General features: G+C 70.7%; 19 protein-coding genes. 6 read left to right on the top strand and 13 right to left on the bottom strand.

Features of this window, described 5'->3' with window-relative positions; all coding sequences use genetic code 11:
- Positions 1-59 precede the first annotated feature (59 nt).
- From AB0873_RS20065 to AB0873_RS20030, 8 genes are all read right to left on the bottom strand, one after another.
- On the bottom strand, positions 60-602 hold the full coding sequence (locus AB0873_RS20065; RefSeq protein WP_366601207.1) for a gluconokinase: 543 nt from the start codon (positions 600-602) through the stop codon (positions 60-62).
- A complete protein-coding gene (manD, locus tag AB0873_RS20060) occupies positions 592-1,821 on the bottom strand; it encodes a D-mannonate dehydratase ManD (RefSeq protein WP_155333024.1) in 1,230 nt (409 codons plus the stop codon). Before manD ends, AB0873_RS20065 begins: the two co-directional genes overlap by 11 nt.
- A gap of 36 nt (positions 1,822-1,857) precedes the next feature.
- Positions 1,858-2,811: a sugar kinase gene (locus AB0873_RS20055; RefSeq protein ID WP_366601205.1), complete on the bottom strand. Its 954-nt coding sequence runs from the start codon at positions 2,809-2,811 to the stop codon at positions 1,858-1,860.
- Positions 2,808-3,443, bottom strand: coding sequence for a bifunctional 4-hydroxy-2-oxoglutarate aldolase/2-dehydro-3-deoxy-phosphogluconate aldolase (locus tag AB0873_RS20050; RefSeq protein ID WP_230688792.1), 636 nt, complete (start codon positions 3,441-3,443; stop codon positions 2,808-2,810). Before AB0873_RS20050 ends, AB0873_RS20055 begins: the two co-directional genes overlap by 4 nt.
- Positions 3,444-3,448: 5 nt before the next feature.
- The gene (gene dgoD, locus AB0873_RS20045; protein WP_155333026.1) at positions 3,449-4,597 is read right to left on the bottom strand and encodes a galactonate dehydratase; all 1,149 of its coding nucleotides are present in this window, start codon (positions 4,595-4,597) and stop codon (positions 3,449-3,451) included.
- Between the two features lie 4 nt (positions 4,598-4,601).
- Positions 4,602-5,417, bottom strand: coding sequence for a carbohydrate ABC transporter permease (locus AB0873_RS20040; protein ID WP_155333027.1), 816 nt, complete (start codon positions 5,415-5,417; stop codon positions 4,602-4,604).
- The gene (locus AB0873_RS20035; protein ID WP_230688793.1) at positions 5,414-6,361 is read right to left on the bottom strand and encodes a sugar ABC transporter permease; all 948 of its coding nucleotides are present in this window, start codon (positions 6,359-6,361) and stop codon (positions 5,414-5,416) included. Before AB0873_RS20035 ends, AB0873_RS20040 begins: the two co-directional genes overlap by 4 nt.
- Positions 6,362-6,438: 77 nt before the next feature.
- Positions 6,439-7,728 (bottom strand): sugar ABC transporter substrate-binding protein, encoded by a 1,290-nt coding sequence (locus tag AB0873_RS20030; protein ID WP_366601203.1) that lies wholly within the window; start codon positions 7,726-7,728, stop codon positions 6,439-6,441.
- A 136-nt stretch (positions 7,729-7,864) separates the two neighbouring features.
- Between AB0873_RS20030 and AB0873_RS20025 the strand changes: the two genes are divergently transcribed.
- A complete protein-coding gene (locus AB0873_RS20025; protein WP_366601201.1) occupies positions 7,865-8,623 on the top strand; it encodes a FadR/GntR family transcriptional regulator in 759 nt (252 codons plus the stop codon).
- Between the two features lie 8 nt (positions 8,624-8,631).
- Here AB0873_RS20025 and AB0873_RS20020 read toward each other — a convergent pair whose 3' ends face one another.
- Entirely contained in the window at positions 8,632-9,879 is a 1,248-nt protein-coding gene (locus AB0873_RS20020; RefSeq protein WP_366601200.1) for an MFS transporter, read from the bottom strand.
- 59 nt (positions 9,880-9,938) lie between these two features.
- Here AB0873_RS20020 and AB0873_RS20015 point away from each other — a divergent pair, with 59 nt between their 5' ends.
- Entirely contained in the window at positions 9,939-10,976 is a 1,038-nt protein-coding gene (locus AB0873_RS20015; RefSeq protein ID WP_366601198.1) for a helix-turn-helix transcriptional regulator, read from the top strand.
- Here AB0873_RS20015 and AB0873_RS20010 read toward each other — a convergent pair.
- Positions 10,895-11,770 carry a bile acid:sodium symporter family protein gene (locus tag AB0873_RS20010; RefSeq protein WP_155333030.1) on the bottom strand — a complete coding sequence of 292 codons (876 nt, stop codon included), beginning with the start codon at positions 11,768-11,770 and terminating at the stop codon, positions 10,895-10,897. The two genes, AB0873_RS20015 and AB0873_RS20010, sit on opposite strands and share 82 nt — an antisense overlap.
- Before the next feature lie 147 nt (positions 11,771-11,917).
- On the opposite strand from AB0873_RS20010, the gene AB0873_RS20005 reads away from it, so the two are divergent.
- The 4 genes from AB0873_RS20005 (at position 11,918) to AB0873_RS19990 (ending at position 17,155) form a co-directional block, all read left to right on the top strand.
- Positions 11,918-13,261, top strand: a complete 1,344-nt coding sequence (locus AB0873_RS20005) for a glycoside hydrolase family 18 protein (RefSeq protein WP_155333031.1) — start codon at positions 11,918-11,920, stop codon at positions 13,259-13,261.
- Between the two features lie 127 nt (positions 13,262-13,388).
- Positions 13,389-14,210, top strand: coding sequence for an LLM class flavin-dependent oxidoreductase (locus tag AB0873_RS20000; RefSeq protein WP_366601196.1), 822 nt, complete (start codon positions 13,389-13,391; stop codon positions 14,208-14,210).
- A gap of 59 nt (positions 14,211-14,269) precedes the next feature.
- Entirely contained in the window at positions 14,270-15,100 is an 831-nt protein-coding gene (locus AB0873_RS19995) for a M15 family metallopeptidase (protein WP_366601194.1), read from the top strand.
- Between the two features lie 198 nt (positions 15,101-15,298).
- On the top strand, positions 15,299-17,155 hold the full coding sequence (locus AB0873_RS19990; protein WP_366601192.1) for a gamma-glutamyltransferase: 1,857 nt from the start codon (positions 15,299-15,301) through the stop codon (positions 17,153-17,155).
- A 109-nt stretch (positions 17,156-17,264) separates the two neighbouring features.
- Here AB0873_RS19990 and AB0873_RS19985 read toward each other — a convergent pair whose 3' ends face one another.
- From AB0873_RS19985 to pgsB, 3 genes are read right to left on the bottom strand one after another with little or no spacing between them, the layout of a single operon-like run.
- Complete coding sequence (locus AB0873_RS19985; RefSeq protein ID WP_366601190.1) at positions 17,265-18,317, bottom strand: NlpC/P60 family protein; 1,053 nt, start codon at positions 18,315-18,317, stop codon at positions 17,265-17,267.
- A gap of 37 nt (positions 18,318-18,354) precedes the next feature.
- Positions 18,355-18,840, bottom strand: coding sequence for a poly-gamma-glutamate biosynthesis protein PgsC/CapC (locus AB0873_RS19980; protein WP_155333034.1), 486 nt, complete (start codon positions 18,838-18,840; stop codon positions 18,355-18,357).
- A complete protein-coding gene (pgsB, locus tag AB0873_RS19975; protein ID WP_155333035.1) occupies positions 18,840-20,078 on the bottom strand; it encodes a poly-gamma-glutamate synthase PgsB in 1,239 nt (412 codons plus the stop codon). The genes AB0873_RS19980 and pgsB overlap by 1 nt, the downstream gene beginning before the upstream one ends.

Here is a 20,078-nt window from a genome sequence, read left to right as displayed (position 1 = left end):
GCGCGTCCGTCCGTCACGCACCGGACAGGATGGTGTGCGCGGGGCCGGCGACGACCCGCTCAGCGCGCGGACGGGTCCACAGCGGGCAGGCCGAGGCGGTCGGCCGCGGTAGCGGCGAGGATCTCCGCGGGCAGCCGGAGGTCGAGCACCACGCCGTGCTCGTCCGGCCCCAGGGGCTCCAGGATCGCCGCCTGGGAATCGAGCAGGCTCGCGGGCATGTACGGGTGCGTCCGCGCCGCCATCCGCTCGCGGATCACCTCGGTCGGGCCGTCCAGGTGCACGAACTCCACGTTCGGCGGTCCCTGCCGGAGGACGTCACGGTAGGAGCGCTTGAGCGCGGAGCACGCCAGCACCGTCGAGACGCCCTCCCGGTGGCGGGCGGTCATCCAGCCGGCGAGGTCGCGCAGCCAGGGCCAGCGGGCGACGTCGTCCAACGGTACGCCGGAGCGCATCCTCGCCACGTTGGCCTCGGAGTGGAACTCGTCGGCCTCCGCGAAGGCCAGTCCCGTCAGCTCGCTGACGAGCCGGGCCACGGTCGTCTTGCCGCACCCGGACACGCCCATCACGACGACGTGCCGGGTCGGCCGCCGGTCACCAGTCATGGACGGTGCCGTCCTTCAGGCGGTTGAACGGCAGGTACGCCGGCTGGTACGGGAACCGCGCGGCGGCCTCCTCGTCGAGTTCGACGCCGATGCCGGGCAGTTCGCCCGGGTGCAGGTACCCGTCGGTGAAGGTGAACGACTGCCGGAACACCTCGTTGGTGAGCGGCCCGTGCTGCATGTACTCCTGGATGCCGAAGTTGTGGATGGCCAGGTCCAGGTGCAGCGCGGCGGCCATGCCGACCGGTGAGATGTCGGTCGGCCCGTGGATGCCGGACTTGATCTGGTACTGGGCCGCGAAGTCGAGCAGCTTGCGCATCGCGGTGATGCCGCCGGTGTGGGTGACGGCCGAGCGGACGTAGTCGATCAGCTGTTCCCGGATGAGGGTCTGGTAGTCCCACACGGTGTTGAAGACCTCGCCGATGGCCAGCGGGGTGGTGGTGTGCTGGCGGACCAGCCGCAGCGCCTCCTGGTTCTCCGCCGGCGTGCAGTCCTCCAGCCAGAACAGGTCGTACGGCTCCAGGGCCTTGCCGAGCTTGGCGGCCTGGATGGGGGTCATCCGGTGGTGACCGTCGTGCAGCAGCGGCAGCTCCGGGCCGAACTCGTTGCGGACCGCCTCGAACACCCCGGGCAGGTGCCGCAGGTACGCGCGGGTGTCCCAGTCCTCCTCGGCCGGCAGCGGGATGCGCTGGGCCGGTTCGTAGTCGTACCGCTTGCCGTCCACGCTGGGCTGCGCGGCGACCCCGTAGACGGCGTTGATGCCGGGCACGGAGGTCTGCACGCGGATCGACCGGAAGCCGAGGTCGAGGTGCCGGCGGATCGAGTCGAACAGCTCCGGCAGGTCACGGCCGGAGGCGTGCCCGTACGCCATGATGCCGGTGCGGGACGCGCCGCCGAGCAGCTGGTACAGGGGCATGCCGGCCGCCTTGGCCTTGATGTCCCAGAGGGCGACGTCGACGGCGGCGATGGCGGCCATGGTGACCGGTCCGCGCCGCCAGTACGCCGAGCGGTACAGGAACTGCCAGGTGTCCTCGATGCGGTGCGGGTCCCGGCCGATCAGCAGCGGCACGACGTGGTCGCGCAGGTACGACGCGACGGAGAGTTCCCGTCCGTTGAGGGTGCCGTCACCCAGGCCGGTGACGCCTTCGTCCGTGGTGATCTTGAGGGTGACGAAGTTGCGGTCCGGGCTGGTGACGATGACGTCGGCTGCGATGATCTTCACGGCGGGGTGCCTTTCTTCACGTGATTTCGGCGGCGGCTAACGGAGGACGCTTCCGGTCTCGTGGCCGTCGAGAAGGGACAGTTCGGCGCGGCGGGGCAGCCCTTCGCAGTCGCCCCGGCTGGAGACCGCGAAGGCGCCGAGGGTGGCCGCGCGGCGCAGGCGACCGGCCAGGTCGAGCCCGTCGAACCAGCCGGACAGGTAGCCGGCGGTGAACGCGTCCCCGGCGCCGACGGCGTCGACGGCGGTCACGGTCAGCGCGCCGACGTGCTCGACCCCGTCCGGGGTGTGCGCCCGGGCGCCGTCCGGGCCCAGTTTCACCAGGACCGTCCGCACGCCCCGCCGGAACAGGTCCGCCACCACGGTGGACTCGTCGGCCGCCGGGTCGCCGACGAGGTTCAGCTCGTCGGCGGAGGCGATGACGACGGATGCGTACCCGGCCAACGGGGTGAGCACCTCGCGGGCATCGTCCCGGGACCAGAGCCGGGCGCGGAAGTTGACGTCCAGGCACACCGGGACACCCGCCTCGGCGGCGGTCTGGGCGGCCCACCGGGTGGCCTCCCGGGCGGTGTCGGACAGCGCGGGGGTGATCCCGGTCAGGTGCAGCATCCGCGCGCCGGCGGCCAGCGACGCCCGCAGGTCGTCGGCGTGCAGCGCGGACCCGGCCGATCCGGACCGGTGGTACTGCACCCGGGTCAGGTCGGCGGTGCGCTGCTCCAGGAACATCAGGCCGGTCGGCCGGTCGGGGTCCCGGGTCACGCCGTCGACACCGATGCCCTCGGCGCGGAGCTGCCGCAGCGTGTACTCGCCGAACTCGTCGGTGCTCACCCGGCCGGCCCAGGCGGCCCGGTGACCCAGCCGGGCCACTCCGACCGCCACGTTGGACTCGGCACCGGCCAGGTGCATGGTCAGCGAACCCCCGGCGGCAAGCGGACCGGCCGAGCGCAACGACACCATGGTCTCGCCGAAGGTGAGCAGGTCCGGTGCGGTCATGAGCGCGACGACCCGACCGCGGCGAGGTAGGTGCGGGCCCGGGCCCGCAGGGCGGCGAGGTCGCCGCCGGAGGCGGCGTCGCCGACCAGCGGCCCACCGACGCCGACCGCGATCGCACCGGCCCTGAGGTAGCCCGGCACGTCGTCCAGACCGACGCCGCCGACCGCGACGAACGGGATGTCCGGGAACGGGTCCCGCACCGCCTTCAGGTACGCCGGCCCGCCGACCGACACCGGGAACAGCTTGATGGCCGACGCCCCCATCCGCATCGCGGTGTACGCCTCGGTCGGGGTGAAGGCCCCGGCGGCGACCGGGATGCCGCGGCGCGCCGCCTCGGGGATCGACTCGACCACGGCCGGCGTCACCACGAACTGCGCGCCGGCGGCGGCCACGTCCGCCACGTCGGCGGTGGTGAGCACCGTGCCGGCGCCGACCAGGGACCCGGCGGGCGCCACCGCGCGCAGCGCCGCCACGGCCCGCGGGGCGTCCGGCGTGGTGAGGGCCACCTCGACGATGCGCACGCCCTCTTCGAGCAGGGCGGTGCCGGCGGCGATCGCGCCGGCGGTGTCGGTGCCGCGGATGACCGCCAGGATGCGGGCGTCGGCGAGTTCGGCGGTGAGGTTGACGGTCATGTTGATCACCATTCCGCGTAGGAGCCGTCGCGGTGCCGCCAGGTGGGGCTGCGCCAGGCGTGGCCGCGCTTGTCCGCCGTCCGCACCGCGTGTTCGTCGATCTCGATGCCGAGGCCGGGTGCGGTGAGCCGCTCGACGTACCCGTCGACGAAGGTCAGCGGGGTCTTGTCGAGGCAGTAGTCGAGCACCTCGGCGCCGAGGTTGTAGTGGATGCCGATGCTCTGTTCCTGGATCAGGTAGTTCGGCGTGGCGAAGCCGACCTGGAGGCAGGCCGCGAGGGCGATCGGCCCGAGCGGGCAGTGCGGGGCGAGCTGCACGTCGTACGTCTCGGCCAGTGCGGCGATCTTGCGGACCTCGGTGATGCCGCCGGCGTGCGAGAGGTCCGGCTGGGCGACCGCGATACCGGCCTGGAGGACGGGCAGGAACTCCTGCCGGTTGTAGAGCCGCTCCCCCGTCGACACCGGGGTGGTGGTGGAGCGCACGAACTCGCCGATCAGGTGCGAGTTCTCCGGCACCACCGGCTCCTCCAGGAAGAAGGGCCGGAACTCCTCCAGCAGCGGGGCGACCCGGCGGGCGGTGGCGAGGGTGAACCGCCCGTGGAAGTCGACCGCGACGTCCCGCTCGTCGCCGAGCACCTCGCGGGCGGCGGCCACCCGCTCGACCACGCCGTCGAGTTCGCGGACCGAGGCGACCGGGCTCATCCGACCGGAGGCGTTCATCTTCACCGCGGTCAGGCCCGACTCGACGGCGGCGCTGATCTGGTCGCGTACCTCGGCCGGCTCGTCACCGCCGACCCAGCCGTACACCCGGATCCGGTCCCGGACCGGTCCGCCGAGCAACTGGTGCACCGGCGCGCCGAAGTGCTTGCCGGCGATGTCCCACAGCGCCTGGTCGAGCCCGGCGACGGCGCTGGCCAGGATCGGCCCGCCCCGGTAGAACGAGCCCTTCGTCATCACCTGCCAGTGGTCCTCGATGCGCAGCGCGTCCCGGCCGATCAGCAGTTCGCTGAGCTGCTCGACGGCGGTACGGACCGTCTCCGAGCGGCCCTCGCAGGTCGCCTCGCCCCAGCCGACGGTCCCGTCGGTGGTCTCGACCCGGACGAACAGCCAGCGTGGTGCGACGAGGAAGGTCTCCACCCGCGCGATCGTGGTCATGACCTCAGCCCTTCGTGGCGCCGGCGGTGAGGCCGGAGACGATGTACTTCTGCACGAACAGGGCGATCAGCATGATCGGGACGGTCACCACCGTGGCCGCCGCCATCAGGCCGCCCCAGTCGATGCTGGCGTAGCCGACGAAGTCGAAGATCGCCACGGGCAGCGTCTTGGTGTCGGCGCCGGAGAGCACCAGGGCGAACATGAAGTTGTTCCAGGAGAAGATGAACGACAGGATGCCGGCCGTGGCGACACCGGGCACCGAGAGCGGCAGGGTGATCCGCCGGAACGCGCCGATGTGGGTCAGGCCGTCGACGAGCGCCGCCTCTTCGAGTTCGCCGGGCAAACCGTCGAAGTAACCCATCATGATGTAGACGATCAGCGGCAGCGACACGAACATGTGGCTGAGGATCAGCACGGTGTAGCCGCCGACCATCTGCAGGTTCGAGAAGACGTAGTACCAGGGCACCAGCAGCGAGACACCGGGGATCACCCGGGCCATCAGCACGACGAGCGCGGACTTCTTCATGTTGAAGCGGCTCATCGAGTACGCGGCGGGCACGCCGAGGATCAACGAGAACACCGTGGCCGCGAGCGCCACCCAGAGGCTGTTGCCGATGAACTGGACGTAGTTCGCCTGCTGGAGAACGGTGTCGTAGTTGTCCAGGGTGGGCGTGAAGACCAGCGCCTTGCCCGTGTCGTAGATGTCGACGTTGGTCTTGAACGACGCGGCGACCATCCAGAGCAGCGGCGCGATCAGCGAGAACACCACCAGGACGAGGGCCACCGCCCGGAAGACCTTGAACGGCCTGCTCGGCTTCATCGCTCCAGCCCCTTCTTGCGGTAGGTCAGGGCCCACATCACCCCGATGATGATCAGGAAGAAGATGATGAGGACCGTCGACGAGACGCCGTAGTCGTTGTAGTCGAAGCTGAGGCCGTAGGCGTAGACGTTGAGGGTCTCCACCTCGTGGAAGGACCCGCCGCCGCGCCCCTTGGTGGCGTACAGGATGTCGAACGTCTTCAGGGCGTCGATGCCGCGCAGCAGGATCGCGACGATCACGGTGGGCATCAGCAGCGGCAGGGTGACGTGCCGGAACCGCTGCCAGATGCTGGCGCCGTCGATCAGCGCCGCCTCCTGGGGCTCGTCGGAGAGCGAGGTCAGCCCGGCGAGCAGGATCAGCACCACCATCGGCGTCCACTGCCAGATGTCGATGAACATCGTCGTCGGCAGGGCCGAGTTCTGGCCGGACAGCCAGGGCTGCGGGCCGATGCCGACCCAGCTGAGCACCTGGTTCGCCATGCCGATGTTGGGATCGAAGATCAGCCGCCACATCATGCCGACCGCGACCGGAGTGGCCACCAGCGGCAGCAGGATGGCGACCCGGACCCACCTCTCGCCGCGGAAGGGTCGCCACAGCAGCAGGGCGATCGCCATGCCGAGCACGACCTCGACGAGGAGCACGACGAAGGTGAAGAGGGCCGTGCGCCACACCGCCGGCCAGAACCGGTCGGTGTCGGAGAGCACGTCCAGGTAGTTCTGGAAACCGATGAACTCGCTCTCGGCGCGTACCGAACCCTCGGCGTCGGTCAGGCTGAGGTACCCGGTCCAGGCCACCGGAAAGATGATGAGCACGGCGACGAACGCCATGGCGGGTGCCGCGAAGAGCCACTTGCGGTGCGCGTTGGCCCAGCGCGACCAGGCCGATTCAGCCGGGGCCGTACCGGCCTCGGGCGATCTGGTGACTGGTGTGGTGACGGCTGACATGAGGTCTCCGGGTTCGGGGGGCCAGGGGGCCCGGCGCGGGGTGGCGGAGCCGGTCGGCCCGCCACCCCGCGATCGGGCTACTTCGACTCGTCGTCGAGGAACTTCTGGAACGCCTCGTTCGCCACGTCCGCCGAGGCGGCCGCGTCCTTGCCGGTGATCGCGTCGACGATCGGCTGACCGACGATCTCCCGGGCCTGGGCGACCTTCACGACCAGCGGGCGGTCGTGACCGATGCCGTTGGTGGTGCTGACCTTGGTGGCCTCGGCCAGGTCCTTCGGGTAGGTCGCGGTGCCCTCCGGGTTGGCCCAGACGGAGGCGCGGGCGCCGGGGACACCGGCCTTCTGCTGCGCCAGCGACTGCTCCTTGCCGGCCGCCCACTGGATGAACTTCCAGGCGTTGTCCTTGTTCTCGGACGCGTCGTTGACCCCGAGCGCCCAGGACGGGACGTTGTACGGCTTCGAGCCGGCCGGGCCGGCCGGGAAGGTGGCGAACCCGACGGTCTCGGAGACCTTCGACTTGGCCGGGTCGGTGGCGTTCTTGTAGAGCGAGTTGGCCTCGGTGTAGAAGGCCGCCTTGCCCTGGGTGAAGATCGCCATCGCCTCGGACCAGCTCATGTCGGTGCTGATGTTCTCCGGGCCGTGGTCGCGCAGCATGCCGCCGTAGTAGGCGTACGCCTGCTTGGCCTGCTCGCTGTTCACCGAGGCCTTGCCGCTGGCGTCGACGAAGTCACCGCCGAAGCTGTACAGGAAGCTGGAGAACTGGGTGACCGCGGCCGACTTGCCGGTACGGGCCACGAACCCGGCGACACCCGGGTTGTCCGCCTCGACCTTCGCCGCCTGCGCCTTGAGCTCGTCGAGCGTCTTCGGCGGGGCGGTGAAGCCGGACTTCTCCAGCAGGTCCTTGCGGTAGTAGAGGACCTCCTGCTCGGTGATGATCGGTACGCCGACCAACTTGTCCTCGTACGTGGTCGCCTGCACCGGTCCGGCCTGGAAGTCGCCCAGCTCGAACGCGCTGTCCGACTTGGCCTTCTCGCCCAGGTCGGCGAGGTACTTGTTCTTGGCGAACAGCTTCCCCTCCTGCAGCGGCCGGTACATCATCACGTCGAGGTCGCGGGACCCGGCGTTCAGCTTGACGTTGTACTGGTCCGACAGCTGGTCCTCACCGAGCTGGGTGACCTCGACCTTGAGCCCGCTCTGCTTCTCGAACTCCGGCAGGGCCTTCTTGATGTTCTCCGTCCAGACGTGGTTGACCAGCGTCACCCGGAGCGTGTTCGACCCGCTGCCGCCGTCGTCACCGCCGCCGCAGGCGGACAGGCCCATGGCGGCGACCACGGCCAGAGAAGTGCCGATCATTGCTCGACGTCGCACCCTTGTCTCTCCTTCTGTCCCCGGTCGCTGCCCCGGACGGGCGCTACCTCGGTGTTTACATCCGCTTAACGTCGGGATGCTAGGCCGAAAAAGCGGACTTATTCAAGGGGTTGATCTAACTGATACGATCTGAGGCGTGGAACGGTACTCCTCCGAGGGCGCAGTCGCCCAGAACGCGCCTGCCGAGGCCGGGCTGCACGCACGCGTCCTCGACCACCTCGGCACGGCCATCTGCGGAGGTGAGCTGCCGCCCGGCGCGATCCTGAACATCGACGAGCTGGTCGAGCGGTACGCGGTGTCCCGTTCGGTGGTCCGCGAGGTGCTGCGGGTGCTCGCCTCGATGGGGTTCATCGAGACCCGACGCCGCGTCGGCGTCATGATCCGCACGCCGGACGCCTGGAACGTCTTCGACCCGCAGGTGATCCGCTGGCGGCTCGCCTCGGCCGGCCGCATCGCCCAGATCCGCTCGATCACCGAGCTGCGGACGGCGGTCGAGCCGCACGCCGCCTGGCTGGCCGCCGCCCGGATCGGTTACGACGAGGCGAGCGAGCTCGTCGGCCTCGCCGCGAAGATGTGGGCCGCCGGCAAGGCCGGCGACGAGGAACGGTTCCTCCGCCTCGACATCGAGTTCCACCGCCGGGTGCTGGCCGCCTCCGGGAACGAGATGTTCGTCAAGCTCCAGGACCTGGTGGCCGAGGTGCTCAGCGGCCGGCACCACTACCACCTGATGCCGCACCATCCGCACGAGCAGGCGCTCCAACTGCACGCCGACGTGGCCCAGGCGATCCAGCGGCGCGACGGCGACCGGGCCCGCGGCGCCATGGTCCAGATCATGGAGCAGGCCTTCGACGAGATGACGGCGATCTGGGAACAGGCGGCCAACCCCGCCCAGTGACGGCTCCCTCAACGCCTCCCGTCGGCCGGCGGCGACATCTCCGCTGGTCGACGCCGCACGACGGGACCGGCCCGGCCGGTCGTGACCCGCGGCGCGGGCCGGGTGTGGCGCAGACCCCGGGTGAGAAGCAGCGTCGTGGCCAGCGACAGCCCGGCGAGCACCGCCACCGCCTGGTGCGTCGGCAGGACGTCGGCGACCGCCCCGGCCAGGGCCGCGAAGACCGCCTGCCCGGTCATCATCCCGTTCTGTTGCAGGCCGAGCACCTGGCCGTGGGCCTCCGCCGGGGAGTGGGCGATGAGCTGCTCCTGCAACGGCAGGGCGACCGCGAAGCCGACCGAGGCGACCAGGGCGAGGAGCATCGCCACCGGCAGCCCCGGGTGCAGCAGGAAGACCAGGTACGGCAGGGGAAGCAGGAGCCGCAGCGGAAGGACGCACCGCTGGCGCGCGGCAGCGGACAGGAACCGGCCCACCACCACGTCGCCGGCGAGCATGCCGAGCGCGCCGGCGGCGAAGAGGAAGCCGGCCCGCTCACCGGCGTACGGCAGGAACAACGCCTCGCATCCGACCACCAGGCCGCTGGGTAGCCACAGATTGAGGTAGAGCGAGCGCCGCCCCGGGTCGGCCCACAGCTCACGGTTGATCCGCAGCGTCCGGGCCGTCGAGGTCCGGGCACCGGCCCGGGCCGGCCGTTCGCGCACGCCGATCCAGGTCACCGCCAACGCCACGGCGCGCAGCGCGGTGGCGACCAGGAACACCTGGTACGGGCTCAACCAGACCAGCAGCAGGCCACCCGCTCCGAAGCCGGCGATCTGCATGACGCCCACGCTGACGTTCATCGTGGAGCGGCCCAGCACGTACGCGCCGGCCGGCAGGATGTCGTTGATCAGCGCCCACCGGGCGCCGTTGGTGATCGACCCGACGTACGCGACGAGCAGGATGACGGCGAACCGGGCCACCAACGGCAGCCCCGGCACGGCCTGCAGAGCCGTCCCGGCGAGGCCGACCAGCGCGGCGAGGGCCAGGGCCCGGCGAGGCGGCAGGCTGTCCGACGCGGAGAGCAGGGTGAGGCTGCCGAGCACGCCGGCCAGCGGCGCCCCGAACATGCTCAGCGCGGTGAGCGTGGCCGACCCGGTGGTGGCGTAGGTCAGCGAGCCGAGTGCCAGCGCCGAACTGGTGTGCGCCGCGATGCCGGCACAGTTGGCCACGAAGAGGTTGCGGAACTCGTGGACGGCGAACAGCTCCGAATACGTCCTCACGCCCATGATCCTTCAGGCGGCTCGGGCCGGACCAGTAGAGTTACGGCTGGAGGCGAAACATGTCCGTCTGGCAGATTCCGGTGGACCTGCTCGCGCGCAGCCGGTTCACGGTTTCGCCGATGACCGACACCGTCGCCGCACTGCGGGCCCTGCACAGCCCGCGCCGCCCGTGGCAGCACGCCTGGCGGCGCCCGCGCCTCGCGGCGTACCAACGGATGCTGGCCCGGCGGCCGGTGGTCCGGGCCCTGGTGGCGGCGTCGTTCGGGCCTCGGTGGACCGCCGACTTCCTCACCCTGGTTCCCGCGACGGCCGCCCCGACGTTCGCCGAGGAGTTGACAGCCGTCGCCGAACGCCCCGACGAGCAGATCCGCGCCGACCTGCGGGCGACCTGGCCGGGGCCGCTCGCCGGCCCGTTGCGCACCGACGGACTGACCGAGCAGGCGGTGTACCTGCTCGACTGGGTCTGGACGCACCTGGTGCGACCGGAGTGGCCGGAGCGGGAACGCCGGCTCAGGGCCGACATCGTGGCCCGCACCGCGCGGCTCAGCGCCCAGGGTTGGGCGGGTGTCTTCGCCGACCTCAATCCGCAGGTGCGGTGGCTGGGCGAGGGCCGGCTCCAGGTCAACGCCTACCCGGCGCCGCCGCTGCCGCTCGACCGGGCCGAGCAGTTGGTGTTCGTCCCGGCGCACTGCGTCCGCGGCTGGGTGCTGTGGAACCAGCCGACCCGGTTCGGCATGGCCTATTCGGCGAGCGGCATCCTCGCCGACACCGCTCCGCCCGCCCCGGAGGGCCTGGACCGGCTGATCGGCCCGAGTCGGGCCGCCATCCTCGCCCGGTTGGCCACTCCGCTGAGCACGTCCCACCTCGCCGCGGCCACCGGGCTGTCCCTCGGCGCCGTCGGCGACCACCTCCGGGTACTCCTGGACGCCGGTACGGTCACCAAGCGACGGTCGGGGCGCGAGGTGCTGTACTGGCAGACGCCGCTCGGCACCGCCCTGGTCACCCGGGAACCGTCTCAGGTCGTGGCGAGCCGGGCGCCCGCGCGGGTCACCAGGAAACCGAAGGCCGCCGCCGTGAAGAACATGACGATGCCGTAGACGGCCGCCGGGACCGCCATCCGGGTGTTGTCCAGCAGCGCCGGGCTGAGCGCGACCGTGATGGCCAGCGTGCTGTTGTGGATGCCGATCTCGAACCCGGCCGCCGTCGCCGCGCTGTGGTCGACCCCGGCCAGTCGCGGCACCCCGTATCCGATCGCGAGGCTCAGCAGGTTGAACGCGAGCACGGCCAGGCCGACGGAGACGAAGTAGTCGGCGATGTTGTCACGTTCGCCCAGCACGGCACCGAGGATCACCGCGACGAGCACGACGACGGACAGGGCCCGCACCGGGCGGTCCAGGCGCCCGGCGATGCGGGGCACCCGGGCCCGGATCAGCATGCCGATCGCGACCGGGACCAGCACGATGGCGAACACCTGCAGCACCTTGTCGAACTGGAGGCCGATGCTCCGGCCGTCGGTCAGGAAGTACGCCGCCGACAGGTTGACCACGATCGGCAGGGTGACCACGGCGAGCACCGAGTTGACGGCGGTCAGGGTGATGTTCAGGGCCACGTGCCCGCCGAACAGGTGGCTGTAGAGGTTGGCGGTGGTGCCGCCGGGGGACGCGGCCAGCAGCATCATCCCGACGGCCAGTTCCGGCGGCAGGTCGAACGCGAGAACGAGGCCGAAGCAGAGCGCCGGCAGCACCAGCACCTGGCACACCAGGGCGATGACGGCGGCCCGGGGGTGCCGGGCGACCCGGCGGAAGTCCTCGGTGGTCAGTCCGAGACCGAGGCCGAGCATGATGATGCCGAGGGCGACCGGGAGTCCGACCAGGGTCAGGGCTGAGTCCATGGCACGACATCGTCATCACCCGGCAACGCCTCCGCAATCCCCCGTGCGGCCGGGTGCGGCTCTTGACCGGCGGATGTGGTCGGCTTAGCTTCATCAATCAGAAAGGTATCTTTACTATTCTCGCTCCATCCCTCGATGGGAGTGCCGATGCGACAATTCCGTCACCGCCGTCTCACCGCCCTCGTCGCCCTGGCGACCGTGCTGGTCACCGCCGCCCCGCCGACCGCCGCGAGCGCGGGCGACAGCGGGAGCCGCCGATCCGGCTACCACCGGGTCGGCTACTTCACCCAGTGGGGCATCTACGGCCGGGCATTCCCGGTCAAGAAGCTGGACACCTCCGGGGCGGCGAGCCGCCTCACCCACGTCAACTACGCCTTCGGCAACGTGAGCGAGGACGGGCGCTGCTTCGTGGACGGCGGGCCGGGCGAGGGTGATCCCTGGGCCGACTACCAGCGTCCGGTACCGGCGGAGGAGAGCGTCGACGGCGTCGCCGACGCCTGGGGCGAACCGCTCAACGGCAACTTCGGTCAACTGGCCAAGCTCAAGGCCCGGCACCCCGACCTGAAGGTGATGATCTCGCTGGGCGGCTGGTCCTGGTCGACGTACTTCTCGAACGCCGCCCGCACCGACGCCTCCCGCAAGGCCTTCGTCGCCTCCTGCATCGACCTCTACCTCAAGGGCAACCTGCCGGTCCTCGACGGCGGCAGCGGTGGACCGGGTGCCGCCGCCGGCGTCTTCGACGGCATCGACCTGGACTGGGAGTGGCCGAACTGGCCGGGCGAGCCGGGCAACGTGATCCGGCCGGAGGACCGGGAGAACTTCACCGCGCTGCTCGCCGAGTTCCGCCGGCAACTCGACGCGTACGGCCGGCAGACCCGCCGGCACTACCAGCTGACCGCGTTCCTGCCGGCCAATCCGGCCACCATGGACGCCGGGTACGAGGGCCGCAGGATCTTCCGGTACCTGGACTTCGCCACGGTGCAGGGGTACGACTTCCACGGCACCTGGGAGCCGACCACCAACCAGCAGTCGGCGCTGCGGGTGCCGGCGGGAGCGCCGGACAGCCCGGACTTCTCCGTCGAGGTCGCGATCGACGGCTGGATCGCGCGGGGCGCGCCGCGCCACAAGCTCGTCCTCGGCATCCCGTACTACGGTCAGGGCTGGACCGGCGTGACCGGGGGTGGGGACGGCCTCTTCCAGCCGGCGGCCGGGCCGGCGCCGGGCACCTTCGGCCCCGGGTCCGAGGACTACCGGCAGCTCAAGGCCTTGCCGGGCAGGGGCTTCGCCGTCCACCGCGATCTTCGGGCCGGGCACGCCTGGCTCTTCGACGGCACGACCTTCTGGACGTACGACGACCCGGCGGTCGTGCTGCAGAAGACGCTCTACATCCGGCGGGCCGGACTCGGCGGAGCGATGGTCTGGTCGTTGGACGGCGACGACGAGACCGCCACGTTGACCAGGACGATCAGCCTGGGGCTCACGGTGCGGTAGCCGCGCCCGGCAACCGGCCGGCACCGGGTGATCCGGTGCCGGCCGGCCCGCCGGGGAGCACCAGGAGTGCGCTGCGCCGGACCACGACGGCCTGTCGGTGGGATCGATGCCTGACTAGGGTTGCCAGATGCCTCGCTACGCTGTCGGTCTGCCAAATGTCGGACCCTTCGCTGATGCCCGGCAACTCGTCGACATGGCCGTCGCAGCCGAGGAACGGGGGTGGGGCGGCGTCTTCCTCTGGGACCACGTGCTCTATCGGGACGACTGGCCCGTCACGAACTCGGTTGTCGTCGCCTCCGCGATCGCGGCCCGGACCTCGCGGATCAGGCTCGGCGTGCTGGTGACAGCTCTGCCCAGGCGTCGGGTGCAGACGGTGGCTCGGGAGACGGTCACCCTGGACACCCTCTCCAGTGGCCGGCTCGTCTTCGGGGCGGGCATCGGCTCGATGGACAGCGAGTACACCGCCTTCGGCGAGGATCCCGACCTGCGCAGTCGCGGCAGACGGCTGGACGACTCCCTGAACCAGCTCACGGACCTGTGGTCGGGCCAGGACGTCCACCTGCCGTCCGGCGAGCGCGTACGGATGCTGCCGACACCCGTGCAGCAGCCGCGGATACCGGTCTGGTGTGCCGGTCGCTGGCCCAACCGGCCGGGATTCCGCCGTTCCGCCCGCTGGGACGGGGTGGTGGCGACGTTCGCCGACGCGGGCAGGACCGTTGCCGTGCCGGTCGAGGACTTCGCCGACGCGGTACGGTTCGTCGCCTCCGAGCGGGGGTCGTTGGACGGGTTCGACGTCGGGCTCGAAGGGTGGACGTCGCCGGACAACGCCGCCGAGGTCATCGCGCCGTACGCCGCCGCCGGGTTGACGTGGTGGATCGAGGCCATGGGCTGGTGGCGGGGTGGGGTCGACGCCGCGTGGCAGCGCATCCTGCAGGGCCCTCCCGCGTGACCCACGCGCCGGCCCTGGAACACCGTCCGGTAGCTCCCGGTAAGTGGTAGACAGGGGCGGTGTGGGGACGACGGGCGGCGCGTGGCTCTCTCGTACTGCTCACGGTCGCGATGCTGACCTCCGCCTGCCGCGCGCCCTCGCCGTCACCGTCGCCGTCGCCCTCGCCCCCGGCGTCGTCCCCGGCCGCCGCGCCACCCCTGCCGGGCTTCGTGGTGCTCTCCGACGTCGACGACCGCATCCGCACCGACATCCGGTACGCCACCGCGCACAACTTCGTCGGCCGCCCGCTGGCCGGCTACCGCGAGCCGCTCTGTCTGCTCACCCGCCCGGCCGCCGAGGCACTGCGCAGGGTGCAGGACGCCGCGTTGGCCGAGGGCCGCACCCTCAAGGTGTACGACTGCTACCGCCCGCAGCCGGCGGTCGACGACATCGTGGCGTGGGCCCGCCAGCCCGGTCAGGAGCAGACGAAGGCCGAGTTCTACCCCCGGGTGGCGAAGTCGGACCTGTTCGACAAGGGGTACGTGGGCGCGCCGACCGCCCACAGCCGGGGCAGCACGGTTGACCTGACGCTGGTGGACGTCGACGCGCCGAGCCAGGCCCCGTACCGGTCGGGGCAACCGCTCGTCCCCTGCACCGCGCCGGCGGGCCAACGGTTCGCCGACGACAGCGTGGACATGGGCACCGGTTTCGACTGCTTCGATCCGCTCGCCCACACCGACAGCACCCGGGTCGGCGCGGTGGCGCGGGCCAACCGGGATCTGCTGCGCGAGTTGATGGCGCGTGAGGGGTTCGTCGGCTACGACCACGAGTGGTGGCACTACAGCTACCGCGACGAGCCGTACCCGGATACGTACTTCGACGCACCGGTTGCCCGTTCGTCGGTCGGCTGAGCCCGACGGGCGAATTCGGGCCGTCACGACCGGCGCCTTTCTTCACACCGGCCACGACTTCCTCCGATGCCCTGCGCGGGCGCTCGATCGGCGACCATGATGCCGGTGTCGACGCCGTTCCGCCGTCAGTGGGACGGCCGCTACCGCACTGGCGATTCGAGTACTCCGTTTGCAGGGCATCCGGAAAGGTCTGGTCGCATGTCCGCACGCAAGCTGCGCTACGTGTTCGCCGCACTGGTGCTGACACTCACCACGGCAGCCGTGGCGCCCGCAGCAGGCGACGACGTCTGCATCGATCCCCGGGGCGGCCGGGAGGACGACGCGCTCGGGACGAGCTTCATGGTCGCGTCCGCCCATCCCCTCGCCACGGAGGCCGGCTGCAAGATCCTCGCCCGGGGTGGCGGGGCGGCGGACGCCGCGGTGGCGGTCCAGGCCGTCCTGGCGGTCGTGGAACCACACGCCTCCGGCCTCGCCGGCGGCACGCTCATCAACTACTGGAACTCTTCCGAGCGCGACGTCCGGTTCTTCGACGGTATGGCCCGCGCTCCGCAGAACGTCACCGAGAACCTGCGGACGCCCACCGCGCAGGAGCAGGAGGATCTCAACACGGACCGCTTCCCGAACGCCGCATCCGCTACCGGGCGGTCCTTCGGCGTGCCGGGGACGCTGCGGGTGCTCGCCAGCGTGCACGGCGAGTTCGGCGAGCTTCCCTGGAACGAACTCTTCGAGGACGCCATCCGGCTCGCCGCCGACGGTTTCCCGATGTCGCCGAACCTGCACGCGGGTTTCGAGGAGCGGTTCAACGGACGGAAGCGCTGCAACTACCCGGATCTGCGCCCCCGGTACTGCGACGGTGACGAGCCGAAACCGGTGGGCACGACGATCCGCAACCCGGAGATCGCGGAGGTGCTGCGGGAGGTCCGGGACAAGGGCGCGCAGGCGTTCTACGACCCGAACGGGACGATCGCGCCGGCCATCGTGCAGCACGCGGCGAAGGGGCCGATCAAGCTGAAGGGCAACACCGCCGGCCCGGTGGTGATCCCGACCCTGATGACGCCGCAGGATTTCGCCGACTACACGGCGATCGAGCGCCCCGAGATCTGCCGCCAGGTGTTCAGCGTCGACGTCTGCACTGCGCCCCCGCCGGCCTTCGGTGGCGTGGCGGTCCTGGAGATGCTCGAGTTGCTCGAACGGGGTCAGGTCGGGCGGACGGAGCCGGACTCGACCGACCGCACCCACCTCTCGATCGAGGCCAGCCGACTGGCGAACCTCGACCGCCGCGCCTACATCGGTGATCCGGACTTCAACGTGGTGCCGGTCGACGGGCTGCTCGACGAGGGGTACCTCGACAGACGCTTCTCGCTCTACTCCCCGGATGAGGCGATCCACCCGGTGGAACCAGGTAGACCGCCAGGTGCTCTTCCCCCAGGGCCGACCGACGACCAACCCGCCACCGTCGACGTCGGCGACCCGACGAGCAACGTGAGCATCGTCGATGACGACGGCGACGCCGTGTCCATGACGACCACGAACAACAGTCACTTCGGGTCACACCTGGAGGCGCGCGGAATCATCCTGAACAACGCGATGAACAACTTCACCGACACGGAGTCGGTGTCGCCGGGCAAGCCGGTGAACGTGATGCAGCCGAAGAAGCGGCCGACCGCCTCGATGGCGCCGACCCTCGTGCTCGGCGTCGAAGGGCGGGAACTGCGCCTCGTGATCGGCGCCGCCGGCGGCTCGCACATCCCGGACTACGTCGTCCAGGCCCTGGTGGGGATCGTGGTCGACGGGATGAGCCCGGCCCAGTCGCTCGACCAGGGTCACTTCAGCGGCCAGGACATCACCCGCCGGTGTGACGGGGAGCGGGACGCACCTTCGGAGGTGGAAGCGGGCAGGCGCATCGCCACCCAGGTGGCCGACCTGGTGGCCCGCGAACACCCGTGTCCACGGGTCATCGCGCTGGACAGCGGTCTCACCGCGATCGAGGTCCGGGGGGACCGGTTGCGCGGCGCGGCGGACACCCGCCGCGACGGTGTCGCCGCAGGGCGTTGAGCGTCACCCGGCAGACGGAACGTCGGCCGGGCGATGAGCCCGGCCGACGTCCGTCCGTACCTGATCGACGTCACCGCACCCGTCCGCCGCGGGTGACGACGGGCGTCGGTCAGATCCGGCGGGCGGTGCGCCAGCGCTCCGCCCAGTAGCCGGCGCCGTCCAGGATGGATTCGCCGCCGGTGTCGCCCATGGTCGGGCCGTCTGCCACCGCCCGGCTGGAGATGAACCGGTGGTGGCCGCTGTCGTCGATGCCGAGGTAGATGCCCGAGTGCTCGATGTGGCCGTCGACGACCGGCCCCGCGTTGAAGAACAGCAGGTCGCCGGGGAGCAGGCGGTCGAGGCCGCGCGCCCGGTGCCCGGAGTTGGGCATCAGTTGGACGCCGGGGCCGAACTCGGCCATCGCGTAGGCGCGCCGCGGAAGTCCCTCACCCGGCGTGTTCGTGCCGAGCAGCGGAAAGTCGAGCCGGTGACCGTAGACCATCCGCAGGTAACCCGAGCAGTCCAGCGCGAGCAGGCGCTCCGGCTCCGGCACCACGGCCTTCCCGTCGAGGAACGTCCAGGTCAGCCCCAGGTAGTCGTAGAAGTCGGACTTCTCCGCCCGGCCATCCGGGTCCAGCGGGTCCAGCGGCCCGAACGAGGCGTCACCCGAGTACTGCTGTCCCTGGTTGTCCTTCTTGACCGGGGCGCCCTCGATGTACTCCATCGCGATCGCCAAGACGTCCGGGGAGCGGTCGTGGCGGGCCGCCGAGAGCCAGTCGGTGAACCACTCCTCCTTCTCCGCACCGGCGTGGTAGGGCCGCGGCGCCAACCGCACCCAGTACTTCGACTCGACCTTGGAGGCGGTGTTCTGGGGCTCCTCGAAGGTCCGCGACGGCCCGTACATCTGCACCGTCCGGGCGCCATCGGTCATGATCGCGACCGGCTCTCCAGTGGAGTCGATGATCTCCGTACGGTCCGGTGAGGTCGAGCGCTGGTAGGTGTAGCCCGACGCGCCGAGGGCAGTGTCGTCGGCCGCCTGCGCCCCGCCCAGGGTCAGCTGCGGCTGGTCCCCGGGAGACGGCCGGAGCACGACGTAGGCGACTGTGCTCGCCACGATCAGCAGGGCGAATCCCACCATGGTCAGCAGGACGGTCGGTCGACGAAGGTAGGTCCCGTTGATCATGCCCGCGATCTCCTTTCGCGACTCGGGCTCCGGTCGGTCAGGTGACCGGCACGAAGCCGGCGACGACACCGCTGTAGGCGACTCCGAAGGTGATTCCGGTGACGACGATGGTCGCCAGGATCGTGGCCTTCGGAGGCTGACGCACCAGCTGGTACGCGATCAGACCGGGAATGACGAAGCCCAGCGTCTGGTGGGCGAACAGCAGCGGAAGGTCCCGCTGGACGACCACGAAGAGGGTCAGCTGCAGCAGCACGCTGAGCAGCACGATCGCCGCGAACAGCCGCTTGCCGTAGAGGATGACCACCCGTTGCATCAGCCGGGTGAGCACGTACGTCAACACCGTCATGCCCGTGATGATCAGCGCCTGGAGCTGGTCCTCGATCAGCGTCAGCGCGATCCACCCGGGTGTGATCATGCCGCCGGGTGAGAGGTTGGTGGTCAGGTAGCACAGCAGGGCGAACACCAGGCCGATGCCGAGGCTCGCGGTGGCCAGCTGTGCGCTGAGTTCCCCGCCGAAATTCATCATCGGATCCTTTCTCCGGTCGGCGTACGAAGCATCGAGCCGCCCTCGGCCCCGTCCTCGCAGGTCCAGCTGGGCAGTGTCGCCAGCTCGTGGAGCAGCACCTCGCCCTGGCCGTGGATGTTCCCGACCGCGACGATCGACGAGTCGTCGGTCGCCGCCGCCGTCACGCCTTCCAGCAGTTGTTCGGAGGGCAGCTTGCCCCCCAGGTCGACGACCCGGTCCTGCAGGTCCGCCGGCACGGTCGACCGTGCGCTCTTGGTCGGCTCGCCGATCAGGACGAGACGCTCCGGTTGCACCCGTGCGGTCAGCTCGCCCATCTGGCCGTTCCGCTCGATCCGGTCGGGCCGGCAGTTGATCACCATCGTCAACGGACGGGTGATCAGGCGCTGCTCCTCCAGCTGCTTGATGTTCATCAGCGTGGACTCGGGGTCGTTGGCGGCGAAGATGTTGGCGAACCGGAGCCGCTTGTCGCCCTGCAACACCCGAGCCACCGACAGCGCACCGGGGTCCGGCGGCGCCTCCCACATGCCCTTGAGCGCGCTGTGCCGGTCGACGCCCAACTGTTCCGCGACCGCGAGCGCGATGGCCACGTTCTCCTTGAACGTGATCCAGCCGAAGCCGTCCATCTCCTTGTCCGTGACCGACTCCGGGTCGACCGGGATGAGCCGGCAGTTGCGCCGGTCCGCCTCCTCCTGCAGGATCGCCAGCCGGTCCCGTTCCGCGGTGATGCAGACGCCGCCCTCCGGCATCGACCGGCTCAGGGAACGGGCCACGTCGTCGAGGGTGGGACCCATCTCGGCGAGATGGTCCTCGCGTACGTTGCAGAGCACCCCGATGTTCGACTGGATCAGCTTGCTCTGGTTGCACTCCTGCAGTGCCGGCATCACGGCCATGCACTCCATGACCAAGGCGTCCGGGTGGTACGCCGCCCCCCGCCGCACGATGCCGATCTGCTCCACCACGTTCGCGATGCCGAACTTGCGGTAGACCGGCTCCTCGCTGGCGTCGGGGAAGATGAACCGGGCGGCGGTGCCGGTGGTCTTCGCCACCACCACCCGGCCACCTCCCCGCAGCGCCCCGGCGCAGAGCCGGGTGATCGAACTCTTCCCCCGGATGCCGTTAACGAGCACCCGGTCCGGGATCTTGCGGAGGTTGCCGAAGTGGTTGCGCTGTTCCCGCACGCCGGCGACCAGCAGAGCGGCGCAGCAGAGGACGTAGACGATGTAGAGGTATCCCAC

Source organism: Micromonospora sp. NPDC047707 (assembly GCF_040704235.1).
Taxonomy (GTDB): domain Bacteria; phylum Actinomycetota; class Actinomycetes; order Mycobacteriales; family Micromonosporaceae; genus Micromonospora.
The sequence above is the reverse complement of the archived record's forward strand: the minus strand, read 5'-3'. Positions and strand labels throughout refer to the sequence as shown.

What these genes read in the sequence shown, in the direction of transcription:
- AB0873_RS20015 (WP_366601198.1), top strand. Translation starts at nt 9,939, where the DNA reads ATGTCCGTCTGGCAGATTCCGGTGGACCTGCTCGCGCGCAGCCGGTTC.
- AB0873_RS20055 (WP_366601205.1), bottom strand. Translation starts at nt 2,811, where the DNA reads ATGACCGCACCGGACCTGCTCACCTTCGGCGAGACCATGGTGTCGTTG.
- AB0873_RS20000 (WP_366601196.1), top strand. Translation starts at nt 13,389, where the DNA reads ATGCCTCGCTACGCTGTCGGTCTGCCAAATGTCGGACCCTTCGCTGAT.
- AB0873_RS20010 (WP_155333030.1), bottom strand. Translation starts at nt 11,770, where the DNA reads ATGGACTCAGCCCTGACCCTGGTCGGACTCCCGGTCGCCCTCGGCATC.
- AB0873_RS19985 (WP_366601190.1), bottom strand. Translation starts at nt 18,317, where the DNA reads ATGATCAACGGGACCTACCTTCGTCGACCGACCGTCCTGCTGACCATG.
- AB0873_RS20035 (WP_230688793.1), bottom strand. Translation starts at nt 6,361, where the DNA reads ATGTCAGCCGTCACCACACCAGTCACCAGATCGCCCGAGGCCGGTACG.
- AB0873_RS19990 (WP_366601192.1), top strand. Translation starts at nt 15,299, where the DNA reads ATGTCCGCACGCAAGCTGCGCTACGTGTTCGCCGCACTGGTGCTGACA.
- AB0873_RS20050 (WP_230688792.1), bottom strand. Translation starts at nt 3,443, where the DNA reads ATGACCGTCAACCTCACCGCCGAACTCGCCGACGCCCGCATCCTGGCG.
- AB0873_RS20065 (WP_366601207.1), bottom strand. Translation starts at nt 602, where the DNA reads ATGACTGGTGACCGGCGGCCGACCCGGCACGTCGTCGTGATGGGCGTG.
- AB0873_RS20005 (WP_155333031.1), top strand. Translation starts at nt 11,918, where the DNA reads ATGCGACAATTCCGTCACCGCCGTCTCACCGCCCTCGTCGCCCTGGCG.
- dgoD (WP_155333026.1), bottom strand. Translation starts at nt 4,597, where the DNA reads ATGACCACGATCGCGCGGGTGGAGACCTTCCTCGTCGCACCACGCTGG.
- AB0873_RS20040 (WP_155333027.1), bottom strand. Translation starts at nt 5,417, where the DNA reads ATGAAGCCGAGCAGGCCGTTCAAGGTCTTCCGGGCGGTGGCCCTCGTC.
- AB0873_RS19980 (WP_155333034.1), bottom strand. Translation starts at nt 18,840, where the DNA reads ATGAATTTCGGCGGGGAACTCAGCGCACAGCTGGCCACCGCGAGCCTC.